Annotated in this window: 11 protein-coding genes and 1 pseudogene; 7 read left to right on the top strand and 5 right to left on the bottom strand. The window is 59.8% G+C overall.

Going from position 1 to position 17,098, the window contains the following annotated elements; translation table 11 throughout:
* Positions 1-335: 335 nt before the first annotated feature.
* On the bottom strand, positions 336-1,775 hold the full coding sequence (locus P6U23_RS11905) for an acetamidase/formamidase family protein (protein WP_407179964.1): 1,440 nt from the start codon (positions 1,773-1,775) through the stop codon (positions 336-338).
* Between the two features lie 744 nt (positions 1,776-2,519).
* On the opposite strand from P6U23_RS11905, the gene P6U23_RS11900 reads away from it, so the two are divergent.
* The 6 genes from P6U23_RS11900 to P6U23_RS11875 all read left to right on the top strand — a co-directional run bounded on the left by P6U23_RS11900 (position 2,520) and on the right by P6U23_RS11875 (position 11,270).
* A complete protein-coding gene (locus P6U23_RS11900; RefSeq protein ID WP_407179963.1) occupies positions 2,520-2,738 on the top strand; it encodes a hypothetical protein in 219 nt (72 codons plus the stop codon).
* A gap of 1,200 nt (positions 2,739-3,938) precedes the next feature.
* A complete protein-coding gene (locus P6U23_RS11895; RefSeq protein WP_407181423.1) occupies positions 3,939-4,169 on the top strand; it encodes a PRC-barrel domain containing protein in 231 nt (76 codons plus the stop codon).
* A 341-nt stretch (positions 4,170-4,510) separates the two neighbouring features.
* On the top strand, positions 4,511-4,924 hold the full coding sequence (locus P6U23_RS11890; RefSeq protein WP_407179962.1) for a response regulator: 414 nt from the start codon (positions 4,511-4,513) through the stop codon (positions 4,922-4,924).
* 696 nt (positions 4,925-5,620) lie between these two features.
* Positions 5,621-7,108, top strand: coding sequence for a helicase HerA domain-containing protein (locus P6U23_RS11885; RefSeq protein ID WP_407179961.1), 1,488 nt, complete (start codon positions 5,621-5,623; stop codon positions 7,106-7,108).
* A 974-nt stretch (positions 7,109-8,082) separates the two neighbouring features.
* Positions 8,083-10,791, top strand: coding sequence for a PAS domain S-box protein (locus tag P6U23_RS11880; protein WP_407179960.1), 2,709 nt, complete (start codon positions 8,083-8,085; stop codon positions 10,789-10,791).
* Complete coding sequence (locus tag P6U23_RS11875; RefSeq protein WP_407179959.1) at positions 10,791-11,270, top strand: response regulator; 480 nt, start codon at positions 10,791-10,793, stop codon at positions 11,268-11,270. Before P6U23_RS11880 ends, P6U23_RS11875 begins: the two co-directional genes overlap by 1 nt.
* Positions 11,271-11,418: 148 nt before the next feature.
* Here the strand turns inward: P6U23_RS11875 and P6U23_RS11870 are convergent, their stop codons facing one another.
* Together P6U23_RS11870 and P6U23_RS11865 are read right to left on the bottom strand one after the other, a co-directional pair.
* On the bottom strand, positions 11,419-12,066 hold the full coding sequence (locus tag P6U23_RS11870; RefSeq protein WP_407181422.1) for an IS4 family transposase: 648 nt from the start codon (positions 12,064-12,066) through the stop codon (positions 11,419-11,421).
* A 394-nt stretch (positions 12,067-12,460) separates the two neighbouring features.
* Positions 12,461-12,946 carry a transposase DNA-binding-containing protein gene (locus P6U23_RS11865; RefSeq protein ID WP_407179958.1) on the bottom strand — a complete coding sequence of 162 codons (486 nt, stop codon included), beginning with the start codon at positions 12,944-12,946 and terminating at the stop codon, positions 12,461-12,463.
* A gap of 230 nt (positions 12,947-13,176) precedes the next feature.
* On the opposite strand from P6U23_RS11865, the pseudogene P6U23_RS11860 reads away from it, so the two are divergent.
* Positions 13,177-13,281, top strand: a pseudogene (locus P6U23_RS11860) (IS110 family transposase); the annotation flags it as partial.
* Between the two features lie 399 nt (positions 13,282-13,680).
* Here the strand turns inward: P6U23_RS11860 and P6U23_RS11855 are convergent.
* A complete protein-coding gene (locus P6U23_RS11855) occupies positions 13,681-14,787 on the bottom strand; it encodes an alpha/beta fold hydrolase (protein WP_407179957.1) in 1,107 nt (368 codons plus the stop codon).
* A 98-nt stretch (positions 14,788-14,885) separates the two neighbouring features.
* Positions 14,886-15,971 (bottom strand): alpha/beta hydrolase, encoded by a 1,086-nt coding sequence (locus P6U23_RS11850; RefSeq protein WP_407179956.1) that lies wholly within the window; start codon positions 15,969-15,971, stop codon positions 14,886-14,888.
* Positions 15,972-17,098: the final 1,127 nt, after the last annotated feature.

Here is a 17,098-nt window from a genome sequence, read left to right as displayed (position 1 = left end):
TTTCAACGTCTGCCGAAACGCAGGCATAACAGCCTGCCAGAAGTGTGGTGCGCAGGCGAACGGCAGGAGGCATAGTCCGGATCTGGCGCAGAGCTGAGCAATGCAATGACCGCCGGCACGTCGGCCGTCAGGCATAAACCCGAAAGACGCCCTTAGGGGCTCGACCGTTGCTCACGACCTTCTCGGACCTCGGTGGTGGCAATGTTTGCAGGCATAGCGGTACAGCGATGGCCGACTGTGGTGCCAGCTGACCATCCTACCGCGCGACAGGCGCCGATCCAAGCTCTGTAATCCGGCGGCAGCGCTGGCTGGCGTCGCTTCATGGTCCTAGATCTTTAAGTCGTCGCTATACCGGCAAACAGGTTCTTCTTGATGATCGCGTGAATGCCCCAATTGCCATCGACCACCTGCGTCACGCCGAAGTCGACTCCGATGGACATGAGCGAAATCGCCTCGTCCTCGGTCAATCCCTTGGTGGTCATCAGGAAGCTACGCATTTTGCGAAACGCATCCCTTAGCGCGAGATCAATCGAGGATTTCTTGTAGATGTCCTGCTGCGCGGTAGGTCCGAGCTCCGCGAGATAATTGGGGAAACTGAATCCGTGCAGAACCCATTCGTCTTGCGTCTCAAGCAGTGGGTAACTGAGCCCCGCGAGCGAACCGCTCAGTGAATTCTGTTTGTGCAGGATAAGCTGGAAGGTCCCGGTCAGCGACATTTCGATGGCGGTGCCGCACAATTCAGAATCGCCTTGCGCGGCGTGCGAGTCGCCAACTGAGAACAAGCCGCCTGGTACGGCGACCGGATAGTACAGGGTCGCGCCCTTGCCGATACGCCAATTATCAATGTTGCCGCCGAAATAGCTCGGCGGAATAGAATCGACGATGTCGGCTTCTTTTGGCGCCACGCCCATGACTCCGAAATGCGGTCGAATCGGGATGCGGACGTTTTGGAGAATGTTGTAGTTCTCTTGCACAATCGAGTGGTCGACCGGCACGCCGGGATAGTCGATGATCTTGTGCACGACACCATACGGATCGGTCTGAGGCACCCAGCGGAAGTTATAGACGGCGTGCGCCCAGTTTTGCTGCCCGCTGGTGTCGATTTCGTAGATCGTGCACACCTCGCGCGGCTTCGGGTCGGTGAGCAGATCATTGTAATGAAAGCCCCACCAAGCCGCCGCGTTGCTGCCGAATGACTTGCCCGGGTAAGCCGGATTAGCGCAAGGCCGGGGCTTTACATCCATGATGCGAACTTCAATGATATCGCCCGGCTCGGCGCCGCGAACAAAGACTGGACCGGTCAAGATATGCACGCCGAAGCCTTCGCCTGCGCCGCGCCCGAGCTGCTTGCCGTCGATCGGACCGGCGCCACGGCGATTGACGCCCTTCTTATCCTTGGTCCAAAGATAAATGCTCTCAATACCTGGATCGCCTTTGACCATTCGTTCGACGTCGTCGCCGGCGTGGTGGGTCACGGCCTCAATGGTGATGTAATCGCCCGAATCCACTTCGAGCTGAGGCTTCAATAGCTTGCTGAAATAGCCCCAATGCACCGTGTCCGAGTTGGCCGGCAAGTAGTGATAGGTCGGCTGGCCGAGCCTGGTCTGCGCCGATGCCGGGGTGGCCAGCGTGCCGCTCGCAGCCCACGCGGCCATGCCACCGCCCGCGACGAACGCGCTCTTGAGCAATGCGCGCCGCTCTTGGTCGAGGTCCTCAAGAAGTTTCTGTCGATGCAGCTCGAATTGCGGGCACGTTTGATCATCGCCTGCACACATGGTGGTGACTCCTCTCTGACGATCAGCCGGGCAGGAGGTGGCTTGATAACCGCAAGAATTGCGCCAGCGTCAAGCCAAACTCGCCTCCCAAAATTCAACGCTCAAACTTGCTTCACCGCAAGCGACCTGATCCGACAGCCACACTGTCCAAACGCCGCATCGCTCGTCTTACTATTCAATTGAAGTGCCTCCCGCGGGGACATCCCTGCGGCCTGAGGCTGCCGCGCACACTCTCGCTCGGCGTAGTGTCATTGCCATAGTGCGACAAGGTCACAGCCGCGCAGCATGCTATCGATCGGCAAGTTGAACGAGCCAGGGTCACGGAATCGCCTGTCATCTAGTCCGGATCCGGCAGAGGTGTTTGGCCATATTGAACCTTGGCGGCAGAGGCTCGCGTCAGATGGCTCGCGCGCCTTTTTCCGAACCTTGCACGGCGGCGTTGCCGTTAGTCGGCATTTCGCTACTGCCGTCTTTCCGACGATCTGGAACGCGTCAGCCGCGCGCAACACGGTGCCGTCCTCCCGGTGGCGTCCGATCAGCATCATGCCGATAGCAAGCCCTGCCGCCATCCCTGCCGGAACCGTGGTGGCAGGATGGCCAGTGACATCAAACGGGCAAGTGCTGGAAATCATTTCGAGTGCCCGGCTCGCGTCCCGGGCTGGCAGCAGCGTAGCCTCAAAGGTAACGTTGGCCTAAGCCGGAGATCGACGCCGTTGAGCGCCTCATTGTAGCAGCGCGCAGGACATGCGCGAGATTTTGGGCCTTGGCGTACTAGCGGCCCCGGTAATTGTTCTGCATGTACTGGCCGAGCAGGATGACGAGCTTGACAGTTTACGAGAGATCATTGGCGCGAACCCGCCGGCTCCGGACGTAGAAGTCCAGGAGCGAAGTGGTGTAGTGGCCTTTCCGGTTGTTCCCATGCTGTTGCCGGCGACCATCGGCATCATGGCGCCCCGGCGATAGCGTTCAGATATGGATGCCCTCGCGGTGGGGGGATCGACAGCTCGGTCACAGTTGCCCCTTCGGGCCAGGCGCTGCATCGCCTCGCGTACCATGCCCCGGACACGCCCGGGGCTTGCGGATGGGGATCGTTAAGGGTTCGGCTGGCCCAATTCCGAGCCGATGTCGGCAAAGGAATTTCGCGACGAGCGCCCAAAGGCGCTGAAACGAAGGTGGTGGAGTCCTAATTCGGCATCGCGTGATCTGTGCAGGCGATGACCCTTTGGAAGGGAATTCTGACCTCGCTTGCGACTTTCCAGATGGCAGATCCTTCTTCCTAGTCACTGCCGCCGCCAAGCAAGCGGCGGTAGCCGTGGTCCGCCGTCCATTTTGCTCGCGCCGGATGGCTGCTAAATACATTTCGAGCGCGAGCGGGCTCACGTTCCGGGTCAATACGCAGCAGCGCCACTTCCGCCGCCAGCGACTTTACGGAGCCCAAGGTCATCCGCAACTTGGGCGACGTTTCGGGCGATCTGAGCGCGGTTACGTCCGCAACTAGATCCGTCTGGTGAAGGGCGAGATACGCGCATCTAACTCAGCCGGAGGCGAACGCACCTTCTTGCTGTCCTGGGCCAGGGACCCATTTGTGCTTGCTTTGCGACCGTCCTGAATCGGTCGACCTCGGCCACCTCGTGCTCGTGGCTTCCCCTCTCTGCAGCTCGTCCGATGAGGCTCAGAACGTGCTCATGCAGCTGTACCACGCCCGCTCCACGGAGCAGATCGATAAGGCCCGGCCGCGTCAATCCTACACCAGCGGAAGCGACATTCGACGCGACACCCATGGTGAGCCGGACGGCGGCGCCCCTTGATGTGTCCGGCTGGCAGAGCCAATCGCTCGAGCGACGAATAGCACCGCCATCGCAGCGCGCTGAAGCCAACCGCCTATCCGAAATGGCGACCACGGCACCCCTTCACCCCTGCGCTGCAATGACAAGAAACCTTCAAACCCGCTGAACTTCGAAGGGCTCGGCACGTTTCGCGCGTATGGACGAGAAAGCTCGTCTGCTACAGCAGGCGGAACGATGCCGCCGCATTGCAGAAAACATCAACAGCCCTGAAACGGCCGAGGCCATTCGCAACCTCGCGGAGCAATATGAGCGCAGGGCTGAGGCAATCGCGGCGGAAGGAAGTGCGGTCTGGGGCGCAAAGGAGAGAGTGGCCCAGATGACCCCATCCGCAACGGGCCAGGAAGTCGCCTTGGCGATCCTTCGGCAGTTCGAAGAAGCCCGCTCCAAACTCCTTGGTCAAGCCGTGATCCTGTCAGATGGCAAAGCCGGCACCATCTCCAAGGTTTTCCTCGATGAGTTGCACGGGTTGCGCGTATCGATCGAGGGGCACGAAGGCCAATGGCCGATCTCTACCATCAAGCTTTCCGAAGAGCGAGATCGACGCTAGTCGTCTCCAGTAGGCAAGTTCCCGGGTCACTGTCCTCGCTCCCCGCACGGGCAATTCGATCAGCCGGATCACCTGGCCTGTTTTAGGTTCAGGAATCTGGGTAAGGCCGGAAAAGCAGCATAGGTTGGACGGCGTCCTGCTGATCTTACGCAGCAGTGATGGACGGAACCGATTACACCAGAAGCGGCCAGTGCGGAACGATGGCGCGTAATTGACATTGATGAAGTGGCTGTCCTTGATCGATTTCGTCACCGCGCGATGATGCTAATCGCGAGGACATCCTGGACGCGATGTGGATGAGAATCCACTCTGCCGTAAAGATCGTTAGCGAGAAGCCGATTATGCCAAAGGTTCGCAATCAACTCCTCGCTGGGTGCCGAGTCCTCCTTGTCGAGGAACAGCACGTCATTTCAAACGAACTGAGGACAGCTTTACGAGAAAATGGCGCCGAACTTATTGGTCCAATCGCAACTATCTCTGAAGCGATGCGCCTGGTCGATGATGACTTCTTCGATGTTGCCCTGATCGATACCAATCTGCATGACAGCTTGGCCTATGCAATTGCAGACGAGCTGGTTCGCCAACGGATTCCATTCGTGTTTGCCGTCGCTTGCAATGCGGGCCCCATCCCAGATCGCTTTGCTGACGTTTCGCGATGGGAGCAGCCTTTCGACGCGGGGGAAATCTTGAGTGATCTAGCACTACATTGCAAACGTGCAACAAACAAGCTGGTCCCGATTGACCCGAAAGGATAGCGCACTCAAGCTCCTAAATTTACGTCCTCAACGGCTACGGCGCCTGCTCCAGATATGGATCAGCTCCTGCAAAAGAGCCGAGTCGCACGAGCGCAGGCTCAGCCTTTCCGTTCAACTGAACCGAATGCCCGACGACCTACGGTCGAATGTAATTGAACTGGAGGGTCGGCCAAACGCTGGATATTGGACGTGCGATCCCCAAGCCCCCGGCGTTTGGAGCAGGGTCCTCCGCTCAAGATCTCGGAATGCGCCGTCGTAAGTTTCTTGGCTCTTATCCACAAAATGCGACGCCAAGGTCGGGGCCGCGCCCTCGACGGCCGCCTGACGATCCGCCGGTCTCGAGACCGCGCGCGATATACTTGCGGATCGTCTTCGGGTCGCGACGCCGGGCAATAGCGCTGATCGACATGCCCTGACGGTGAAGGTCCAAAATCACGATGAAATGTCCAAGCTGGATCATCCGCTCCGCCCGAATCGGTTCTGGCGACAGGATTGGATGCGGAAAGTCCGGAGGGGCCGCAGCGGTCCGGTATCTGGGCCTACGTGCCGCGGCCGCTTCAGGCTGGGATGCCAGGTGGGAATTTTCGATGCCCACAATTGCGGAGCATTCAACGCGGGGCGACAGCCTGAGGCGCTCGACGTGGGGCGCTCAGATTGATAACCCGCCCTCTCTCTCAGGAAATCTCGAGTCGAGACATGACCGTTGCAATTGAGATGGGACACACGACGGCAGGCGCCTTAGCGACTCTCGATCTTGAGGAACTGCTTGCGACCCGCCTGCTGGTACAGGGCAATTCGGGGTCCGGCAAATCCCATCTGCTTCGCCGGATGTTGGAACAGAGTGCCGCATGGGTGCAGCAGACGATCATCGACCCCGAAGGGGACTTCGTAACGCTGGCCGACCCTTTCGGGCACCTCGTAATCGACGCTGAGAAGCATTCCGAGCGCGGCCTGCAGGTCGCCGGCGAGCGAGCCCGCATTCATCGCGTCTCCACCGTGCTCAATCTTGAGGGGCTTGACGCCGAGAACCAGATGCGGCGCGCGGCAGCCTTCCTCGGCGGTCTCTTCGAGGTTGCCCGCGACCACTGGTACCCCATGCTGGTGGTGGTGGATGAGGCGCAGCTTTTCGCGCCGGCAGTCGCCGGGGAGGTGTCGGACGAGGCGCGCAAACTCTCGCTCGGGGCCATGACGAACCTGATGTGCCGTGGCCGCAAGCGCGGGCTTGCGGGGGTAGTCGCAACCCAGCGACTAGCGAAGCTCGCCAAAAACGTTGCGGCCGAGGCGTCCAATTTCCTCATGGGCCGAACCTTCCTGGATATCGACATGGCGCGCGGCGCAGACCTTCTGGGCATCGAGCGGCGACAGGCAGATGCCTTTCGGGACCTGGAGCGAGGACAATTCATAGCGCTGGGTCCTGCCCTCTCCCGCCGTCCTCTGGAGCTACGCATCGGTCCAACGGAGACCCGGCCGCCTAATGCACCCCCGCGTCTTATCCCGCTGCCTGAAGCGACACTGGAGGATGCTCGCGCCGTAATCTTGGCAGTTCCACCACCCGAGAGTATCCGGCCCCAGCGCCGGCCATCACCAAACCTCCTCGACCAGCTCATGGCAGCGAAGTCGGCAGCAATGGAGATCCGTCCCGAAGCGGTCGAGCAGCCGCTCAGCGCTGAGGAACTAAGGGAGCGGCGAAAGAGACTAGACGGCATCCTGTACGCGATCCTGGCGGAACCCGAGGCAGGATTCCGTGCCATCGGCGTCCTTTATCAGGAGTTCGTGGTCCGCTGCCGGATCGAGGGCCTCGGTCCGGCTGTGCCGGACCTGGGTGACTTCCGCCGCATGTTAACGCGCGCTCGCGCCGGGCTCGCTACCGATATGGCGGAGGATGACGCCTGGCAGGAGGTCTCGGTGCGCGCCACCCTCCTGCCTGAGGATATGCAGGGTGTTTTCATGATGATCGCCCGCGCGGCCAAGGAAGGCCGGCCCTGTCCGAACGATGCGGCGATTGCCCGCGCCTATGGCACACATTCGCTTCGCCGCGCGCGGCATCTGCTGACCTACATCGAGGAACAGGGCCTCATCGTCTGCCAGCTTGACAGTGACGGTCGGCGGATCGTGAGGCTCGTCGAATTGGCCTGGGCAACAGCACCCGGTGCTACTGATGCCGACGCATTATCGGCGGAGTAAGGCTGCAGCAGTTCGTCTTTATGATGCGACAGACGGACGCGCTTTATATTGGGCTCTTAGCTCTATGTTTTGTGCCTGCCGCAGCGGCCATGTTCGTTGTGAGGCCCTGATCGCTTGGTCGAGAATTAGAGAAGAATCTTTGGAGTTCGCAGCCTTTCGACACGAACAGGCTGTTCTTGCGTCGCGGTTGGAGCCGCAGGAGCACTACCGCTTTTTCCCAAACCGACCAAACCTACGAGATCTTATCCAATCCTTCGCCCGAGGCATCCCGCTGAGCGCCGCAACGGGCTCAGCTCTTACGCAGTTGCAGACATCCGTTGAAAAGCCGGGAACCTTAGTATTGGCCCAAAGCGACCGAAGTAACAGTGCGGCCACGGATACATTCGGAAGCCGGCGCGCCGCTGAGGAGATCACGGGACTAGATGATGGGCGTCCGCCGCATAGCCGCGGCCGGCGTCTATCTCTCAGTGTAACGTCGAAAACCAGGTATCGACGTCCTGCCGGGCCTTGATCTTTGGCATAGCCGTAGCGTCGTTGGAGTGCACCTTCGAGTTGATCGCGATTGCCATTGATCACGGTAAGAATCATCGTCTGAGGACCTCGCCCTCGTTCCAGAGATCTAAACAGTCCGAGTCTGAACTTGCGCATTTTCTAACTCGTGTCGGCCTAAAAACGAGAAAAGCTAGGGGCTTCATGGAAAGGGCATCGCCGCTCTGGTTGCTCGGCGTGCCACTGCCCACATCGTGCTATTCGCTCCGCTCCTGTTTCAGGGGCACAGCAAACTCTATAGGCGGGCTCTGGTGCCGGCAGGGATAGGGCCGCGCGAGGAGCGCCCGAATCCCGTGTCCAGGAACTTTCCGGTGCTTCCAGCATTAAAAATCGTTTGCGTGGGCAGCAAACCAAGGGGCCGCTTGGCAACTCCGTATCGGCGGCTATCCTTGGCGCGGATCATGCCTTCGTAGGAGGGTAGAGGCGTGAACATTCAGAAGCTGTCGACGCCTCAGCTGGGCGTCGAAACTATTGGCCTACTTGCGTGCCAAAACCCCTCGCCGGCGTTTCTCGATCAGCTGCCAATCGCGATCTACGCTTGCGATGCCGCCGGCCGCATTCTCTGGTTCAACGGCCGCGCGGCCGAACTGTGGGGGCGCGCCCCACGGATCGGCGATGAGAGTGAGCGCTTTTGCGGTTCATACAAGCTCTATTTTGACGGCCGCTCCATAACGCGCGAACAGACGCCAATGGCGGAAGTCCTTCGCACGGGAATCTCGATCCGTGGCGTCGAGGGCAAGGTGGAACGGCCGGATGGATCACAGATCGCGGTCGTCATCTACATTGCTCCGGTCCGCGATGCGGACGGTCAGGTGGTTGGAGCCGTCAATTGTTTTCATGAAAGCACGACGGGCGCGCGCCTGGAAGCTCCCGATGCAGCCCATGATGATTGGGTTCGCGCGAGAGACGCACGTCTGGCCGCGACCTACGAGCATATCGGAGCCGGGATCGCGGAGGTGGACCGGAACGGCCGCATGCTGCGGGTAAACCGGCAGCTCAGCCAGCTGACCGGCTATTCAGCCGATGAACTCCTCGGCAGAACCATTTTCCAGAAGACCCTGCCAGAAGACGTGTCCGAGGACCGCGCGCAGTTCGAGCGCCAGCTTGCCGGCGAGATCGACCGCTACACGATCGAGAAGCGCATCTATCGCAAGGACGGCGGATACATCTGGGCTTCGGTCACCTCGTCAAGTGTCCGCGATGCTGCCGGCAACTTCCTCTACGCCGTGCGCCTCCAGTACGATATCACCGGTCGCAAGCGTGCGGAACAAGCCTTGTCGCGACGCATGGAAGAACAGGCCGCGCTGTTTGCATTCTCGGATCGCCTCCAACACTGCAAGTCCGCCCAACAGATTCATCACGCAGCCCTCGATGCGATCACGCACGCGCTTGGCTGCGCACGGGCTTCGATTCTCCTATTCGATGCGAAAGGCGTCATGCGCTTCGTGGCATCGCGCGGCCTTTCCGAGGAATACCGCAGGACCGTGGAGGGCCACTCGCCCTGGGCTAAGGACGACCCCAACCCCCAGCCGGTCTACATGGAGGAAGTCGCAGCCTCCGACCTGCCGGACGAGCTGAAGCGGACGATCGGGCGCGAAACGATCGCGGCGGTTGCCTTCATCCCGATCGTGAAGGATGGCCGGCTCGCCGGGAAGTTCATGGCCTATCATGATGCACCACACCGCTTCACCGAGCCCGAGATCGACGTGGCGCTCACGCTCGCGCGGCTTCTCAGCTTTAGCCTGTCGCAGCTGGAAGGTGAGCAAGCCCGCAAGCTCGCCGAGCGCGATGCGCGTCAGCTCGCCGCGATTGTCGAGTCCTCTCACGATGCGATCGTCAGCAAGAACCTGGACGGGATCATCCAGACCTGGAATGCCGGCGCCGAACAACTCTTCGGCTATCGCCCGGAAGAGGCGATCGGCCGGGGGATCACCATGCTGGTCCCGGAAGACCGCCCCGACGAGGAGGCCGGCATTCTGGCGAGGATCAGGCGCGGCGAGCGGGTCGATCATTTTGAGACGGTGCGGCGCCGTAAGGACGGCAGACTGATCGACATCTCGCTGACGATCTCGCCGATTCGCGACCGCGAGGGCCGGATCATCGGCGCCTCGAAGATTGCGAGAGACATCACCGAGCGCAAGCTCGCCGAGGTGAGGCTTCAGCAAAGCGAGCGCCGGCTGCAGGAGCTGCTCGCAGCGATTCCTGCGGCCATCTACACGACCGATGCGGACGGTAGGATCACCTATTTCAATGAGGCAGCCGTCGAGCTCGCCGGCCGCATCCCGACGCTTCACAGCGATGAATGGTGCGTGACGTGGAAACTGTACAATCCGGATGGCACGCCCCTGCCCCACGACCAGTGTCCGATGGCGATCGCCTTGAAGGAGGGACGGGCCGTGCGAGGCGCCGAAGCGGTTGCGGAACGGCCAGATGGCACGCGGGTGCCATTCATACCCTTTCCGACGCCGCTGCGCGATGCCTCCGGCGAGATCGTCGGCGCCATCAACATGCTCGTCGACATTAGCGAGCGCAAGCAGGCCGAGACGCAGCAGCGGCTGCTGCTCAACGAGCTCAACCACAGGACCAAGAACAATATGCAGGTGCTGCAGTCCCTGTTGTTCAGCGCCGCGAGGAATGCCAAGAGCGAGGAAGCCTGCCGTGTTCTCAGTGAGGCAAGCGGTCGCATCGCGGCGATGGCGGCCGCGCAACGGGTGCTCTATGGCAAGAGCGACGCCAGCCGCTTTGCTGCGGATGAATTTATGCGCGCAGTAACGGAGACGGTCCGCCAGACCTTGCCGCAGGACGTCCCAATTGTGTGCGAGGCGGCCAGTGGCGTTCTCTCCAATGACGTCGCCATGCCGCTCGCATTGATTCTTAACGAACTCGTCACCAATGCGGCCAAGCACGGCGGCAAAGATGCCTCGAAGCGCATGGTGCGGGTCGGCCTCAACGGACATGACGGCGAATTCGAGCTTTATGTCGAAGACAGCGGTCCCGGCTTCGAGCTCGAGGCCGTGCGTCAGAGATCCTCGGGATTGCGCCTCGTGCTCGGCCTTGCACGCCAGCTTCAAGGCAGCTTTGAAGTGTCAAAAACGCCGTCGCGGGCGAGTCTTCGTTTTGGAAAGACCAACTGATGTTGCAATCGCCAGTGATTTACGCGCCGCACTTGGCGCTCCCGGCCGACCCCTCCGACCCCGATTCCTCGCTTCAGCAACAGCAGGGAACTGCCAAGCAACCCGGCAAACAGGTGGGCGTACTCATCGTAGAGGACGATTTTCTCATCGGCATGCAGAGCGAGATCGCTCTAACCGACGCCGGCTTTCGCGTGATTGGAATCGCAAGCACCGCTGAAGAAGCACTCGCTCTCGCGAGAGAGGAACGGCCATCCATTGCGGTTATGGATATCCGTTTAGCTGGTCGGCGCGACGGAGTGGATACGGCCGGAGAGTTGTTTCGCGAGCTCGGCGTGCGCTGCATATTCGCGACTGCCCATGATGATGAGGACACACGCGCGCGCGCCGAACCCTTTGCTCCTCTGGGCTGGCTCGCGAAGCCTTATACGATGGCTTCGTTGGTCGCGTCGGTTCGTCGAGCGGTTACGCTTGGGTCATGAGCGATCTCAGCCGCGATCCTCGTCCGAAGACGAAGTCTTGGTCCAAATGATGCTGGTGACCGCTTCCAGGTACTAGTCTAGCCAACGCCGTCGAGCCGGTGCAGGACGGCCGCATCCATATCGAGAAAATCAATGCGCCCTTCATCTATCAGCTGAAGCGCGGCGAGCGCCGAATGCAAAGTCTTGATCTTGCGATCGGCAGTAAGCCTCCGGTGAGGCTTTCAATTACCCACAAATTCTCGTCCGACCATGGCACCCAGCGCGTGTCAGTAAGGCGTGACAGCCCGCGCCACATGACTGTGTTGCCGGGTGGCGGATCGCTGCCGCGGGCAAGATAACCGCCGAGCCGGGCGATCTTGATCAGATAGTGCGAGAGCGTTTTCTGTCTTGCTTTTGGTTTGTCGTTGACGAGGCGATCGAGCACGCCGATTTCAGTCGCCGTCAACGCGATGGTGGGCGGCGCGTCTGGCGCGGAACGGTTGAGCATCGTCATCCAAAAGACCCGCCAACTCACGATACAAAAGAGCGAGATCAGATTGGTCAGACGCTGGGCGGTCCTGAGCTTCGACTCCTCAGCTTTGCAGCCCGATTTGATGATCTTGTGGAACACCTCGATCTTCCATCTCAAAGCATACCATTCGAGCTTCTCAATGGCCTCGGTGCGGGAACCAACGGGCAGGTCGGTGATCAGCTTCCACTCGATCTTCTTTCTGTTCTTCGGCGTCACGCGCTCTTCGGCATGGATCACCGTCAAGCTTAGCGCAGGATAGCGCTTCTGCTTTCCAATCGGCGGCAGGACGCGAATCTTGCGATACCTGATCTCAAGAACGGCTCGTCGGGATCGCCGTTGCTGTCTCTGACATCGATGCGATGCCGTCCTTTGACGGCGACCTCGCCCATTTCGTCGGCGATCGTGTGGTCTCCATTGCCAGCCAAGCGGTCAACGCAAGTCCTGATCACGAAATGCGTTCCAGCTTCTCGAGCCGCGCAGAACAGCTCATAGATGTCGCTCTCGCGATCGCCGATATGGACACATCGTCCCGGATCGCCCAGCAACTCCGTGGATTGCCGGACATTATCCAGCCACCGGACGCTCTCCTTCTTCTCGATGGGAACGCGCGTCGGATTGACCTTCCCCTTAAGCGCGGCGGTCCCCTTGAATTTCTTCCGGGTCCAGAATTTGACGGCCGTCAGCCAAGCGGCAGCCCTTCGGTCGTTACCGCCAGGCTCGAGTGCATCAGGATGCCGCAAACCGTGTGCGATCTCAGGCGACCCGCCTTGTCCCGTCCACTGTTTATGCTCTTGGTGATGCCGATCGCTTCTGAACTTTCGCGTTGATAGCTGAACTCGGTTGTGTCGTGCAGCACAAGAACGAGACCTTCAGCGGCGGCGGCACGATCGCGGGTCGATTGGAAATGGCCGGCCAGAATGTCCGCTTCGCTGATCCGGTCATTAGAGAAGAAGCGGTAGGCTGCCTTGGTGTTCGCCCAATCCTGGCAGACGAGCGGAATTCTCTGTCCCATAGCGCCTCCAATCTGGGTGAGCAGTTTGCGGAATCTGTCGCCGAGCCGCGCGTCCCTAAACTCGCATCCACCAATCTCTTGATCAATCCAACAGTCACCCCCCAAGGATCGCAAACAGCCTCTTGCCGATCGATCCTTTAATGTCAGCCCCATTGAGCACCCCCTCGCGAATCAGGTGCTCAGCGAGGAATCACAAGTGATTCTTTCGATTCAAGATTTCGCCGATCAGCGGATCAGCGCGGGTGGTCAAAATTATGGGTAATTGAAAGCTACGCCGGATGCATACCGTCCGCTCGTGATGCTGTTGACGGCTCCTCCACCGGCACGAGAGTGCCAAGGAGTGGGTGCCGTTTTGAGGCTCCCACGATTCGGAGGAGCAGCCTATGCAGTCAATTTCGACGATTGGCCTTGATATTGCGAAGTCGGTCTTCCAAGTGCACGGCGTTGATGCAGCCGACCAGGTGGTCGTACGCCGTCAGTTGAGGCGCCGCCACGTCCGCGGCAGCAGCCAGCCTGCTGAGGACGCCGATTGCGAGCAAAATGCTTCCCAAGAACTCGATTCCGCCGACGAATACGCCCACCCTGTAGCAGGTTGCAGACCGAGCTTAGCGATTAAGCCAGCGGCCGCACTTACGCCACCTTGGAACTGATTCAGTAACCATGCGGGATGTGATCATTCCACACAGAAACGCATGAAGCTATAGCCATACGGCGTGAGCGGCCGATCGAGCGCGCTGAGCACCGGAATGATAGGCTGAGATTCATTCACCTCTTGAAGGCTAATCTTCTCCTCCCTGAGACGCCAGCCTTCCCGGAGCGTTTTTCGTCAGAATGGTAGCACCAGAGTTGGCTGAACGCGCGAGCGTGACAATTGCTTGTCCCCAAACCTAGTTCAGCTTCTTGCCGCCATTGGTCACCCCATCGAGAAACGCCCCGACCTCGCGGTTGAGAAAATCTACATCTGCGGGATTAAAGCCACCCGCCGAAGCGTGGCCGGTCACCGTACCCGGGCTGATGGTCATCATTTTCACATTGGGAATGTTCTTGCCCATCTCCTTCGGCTCGAACTCCGGATTGAGCAGGTCCTTGGTACCCGTGAGAATCAATGTCTTCGCCTTGATCGACACTAGCGCCCTGGCTGTATCGCCACCGAACCCGGGCGTGGTGCCGACATCGTGCTGGTCGTAAGCCCAGGTCTGGTAGATCCAGTCGTTGGCGTCGAACGCCTTCATCACCGCATTCTCCTGCTCCCGCATCCAGGGCAGCACTTCCATGCCGGTCTTGAACTGGGCCTGATACATGTCTGGCGTGCGCGCCGCGAGCAAATTGAGAATGTCGCGCCACAGCCGTACGCCTTTCTCCGGCGGTGCATCGTAATTCCCGTCCATCCAAGCGGGGTCGTCCATGATCGCCTTGCGCGAGGCTTCCAGCACCGCGACCGTCCAGGCCGGCGTCTTGGCCAGCGGCACCATGGCCACCAGCGCATCCATGAAATCGGGATGGCTGACGCCCCATTGTAACGTCTGCATGCCGCCCATCGAAGGGCCGATAACCGCCACGATATGGTCGATGCCGAACTTCTCCTTCAACAACCGATACTGCGACTCCACCATGTCGCGGATGGTGAACTTTGGAAACTGCATGCGTGGCTGAGCCTTGGAATTACTCGGTGACGTCGTGAGTCCGTTCCCGATCGCGTCGGTGCAGATGATGAAGTATTTGGCGGGATCCAGCGCCTTGCCGGGGCCGATCATGAAGTCGATCCGATGATGATTGCCTGAGATCGCAGTGACCATCACGATGACGTTCGATTTTTTCACGTTCAAGGTGCCATGGGTCACATAGGAGATCGAAAAGTCCTTGATCGCTTCTCCGCTTTCCAGCTTGAGATCGCCGTCGCCGAAGAGCTGGTGTGGCGGCTGCTGCGGTGTGTGCGCGGCAACGGGCACCGAGAGCAGCAATGCGATGAGAACGAGTTGGCTTGGGCGTTTCATGACGATACCTCGGTAACTGCAAGCGTTCGACACGGGAACGTTCATCAAGATGTCTTCGCGAGAGCCAAGTCTCGGCAGGTCATTTGTTATCGGCGCAACTATTCGCGGAGAAATTTCAGCACCTGATCGAAGAACTCAAGGCGCTTTTTCTCGAACAGGACAAAATGCGTGGCATCGCTAATCAGCACGTTGCTCTTGACCGGCGCATGGACGAGATCGCGCATCAGCCCTTGTCGATCTTCTGGATACGACCACGTATCGTAATTGCCGCCGATCACCAATGTAGGTGCGTAAATGTTGGCCGCATTCCAAAGTGGCCTGCCGGTTGCCTGATAGAAGGAGTCTTCCAAGACGCCGTTCGGCGCGCGAAGGCTCGGAGGCGAGCGCGAGTTGCTGGTTGGGTCGGTCGCAAGACACGCCTTCCAGAACTCGGCAGACACGGCCGGATCGCGATATTCATCCTTGTTCTCGACAGGAATTTCACCGTTCCAGCGTCCGGTATTTGCAGCTTCGGATGCGAAACGATACGCCCCCAGCGCGAAGTTGAACTCGTACGGCTTGCGCTTGTTCTGCAGCGCGCTGCCTGGTCCGAGATTGGTGTGATTATTGAAGCTATAGAGCGGCGCGTACAGCACGAGCTTGTGCACGTTTTCTGAGTGCAGCGAGGCATAGTAACCGGCCATCATCGCACCCCATGACCAGCCGATCAGCGTCAGCTTCTTCACACCACGTTTGGCCTTGATGGCATCGACCATGGCTTCCACGTCGCGCAGCGCGAGATACGAGCGTGTCAGGGGCTGATTCTTGGTTGCCGGCTCATCCATCGCCTCCTCGCGGGTTGAGCCGCCATAGTTACGATAGTCACCCATGTAGACGACGTAGCCCTGGTTCACCAGCCAGTCGGCCCAGGAGTAATCCTTGTAGGAGAGATCGAAGTCGCAAGTCGAAGGGCTGGTCGCGCCGTGCAGAAAGAGGACGACGTTGTCGTCGGTGAAGCTCGTGTTTCCGTCCGCCATCTTCTCGCGGAGGAAAAGCTTGATCCCGGGATCGAGGGCGTCGATCTGCATGTCGGTTTTCGCGATCTTCGCTTGTTGCGCATCCGCCGCTATGCCAAATAGCACGGATGCAACCGCGATGATGGTTGGGAGCCCAGGAAGAGCCGCATCCCAATGATACTTGAGCATGTTTGCCCCGTTCAGGACTATTCGTTGCTGAAAGCCTAGCCGCTTGGCCCGTTACATCAATCATGTCCGCACTAAAAAATACACAAGAGCCGGGGAATAAGCCGGCTTTACTCTTCAGACTGCGGCACTTGACCACGTCCGTCCGGGATTGACGCTTGTCGGGCCAGACACGTTGCGCCGCAACGAACGCCGTTCGAGGGCTTAAAAGGTCGGCGGAGACCCCGTAACTTTCCGGACCAGCATCGAACCATTTATGTCGACGCCGCGGCCGCTGCAGGCTCGGAAGATGAGCCATCCGCAGTCTTCGGCGATCTACGGCCTAATTTCTGACGTCGGAGCCCGGGACGATCCACTTGAACCCGCGACGGTCGAACAAGCTGGGCCGACGAACATGGCCGCCGTTCCGATGTTGGACATGATGATGATCAAGATCGCATCGCCAGCGCGAAAAAGAGAGAGGGCCCTCGCTATTATGGCGGCGATCGATAGGCTGCCCACGAATGCCACGGGGTCGGGCGCAGCGGCGCTGCATACCGCAGCATCGCAAGCGACAATGGCAGGCTCGTTGGAACCAAGTCGCTCCGATCGCCCAATATCTTCCGTAGAGTCTTCGCCGCTCGATGGACGTTTATCTTGACCGACGCGATCGACGTGCCGTACGCCGTCGAAGCCTCCTTCAGCGACATCTCGTTGAGCTTGAGTAGAGTGCCTTGCGCTGCATAGGGGGAAGCTCGTCGATACCCGAGGCGCGCTACTCCGATCAGACGAGTAGACCGGTCGCTCGCCCACACTCCGCAGGCGCTCCAATCCAATCTAACCGCGCGTCGGCGACCTCGCAGGAACTCGAACAGCCCTGCCGTCTTAACGTTAACCAGGGGAAGGACCCAGGCTCCCTTGGGCAGCTTGCTGTCCAAGTTCAGTCTGACACACCACGTTTTGGCGCGGGCGTGACGTGAGGGACAGCATGGCAATTCGCTCAGGTATTTCTCGGCAGGCCAGCCCTTGCTCACTGCAAATCCCGTCGCAGGGAAGCGGATTTCCGCTCTGGGCCAAGGCGTGTGATCAGGCCGTCCCACCAGTGCCCGCTGGAGTTTGGCCATGATCAAGGATCGCGATAACGGATTCGC

Origin of the sequence: Bradyrhizobium sp. STM 3562, assembly GCF_045571435.1 — a bacterium.
Taxonomy (GTDB): domain Bacteria; phylum Pseudomonadota; class Alphaproteobacteria; order Rhizobiales; family Xanthobacteraceae; genus Bradyrhizobium.
This window is presented reverse-complemented; position numbering and strand designations above follow the sequence as displayed.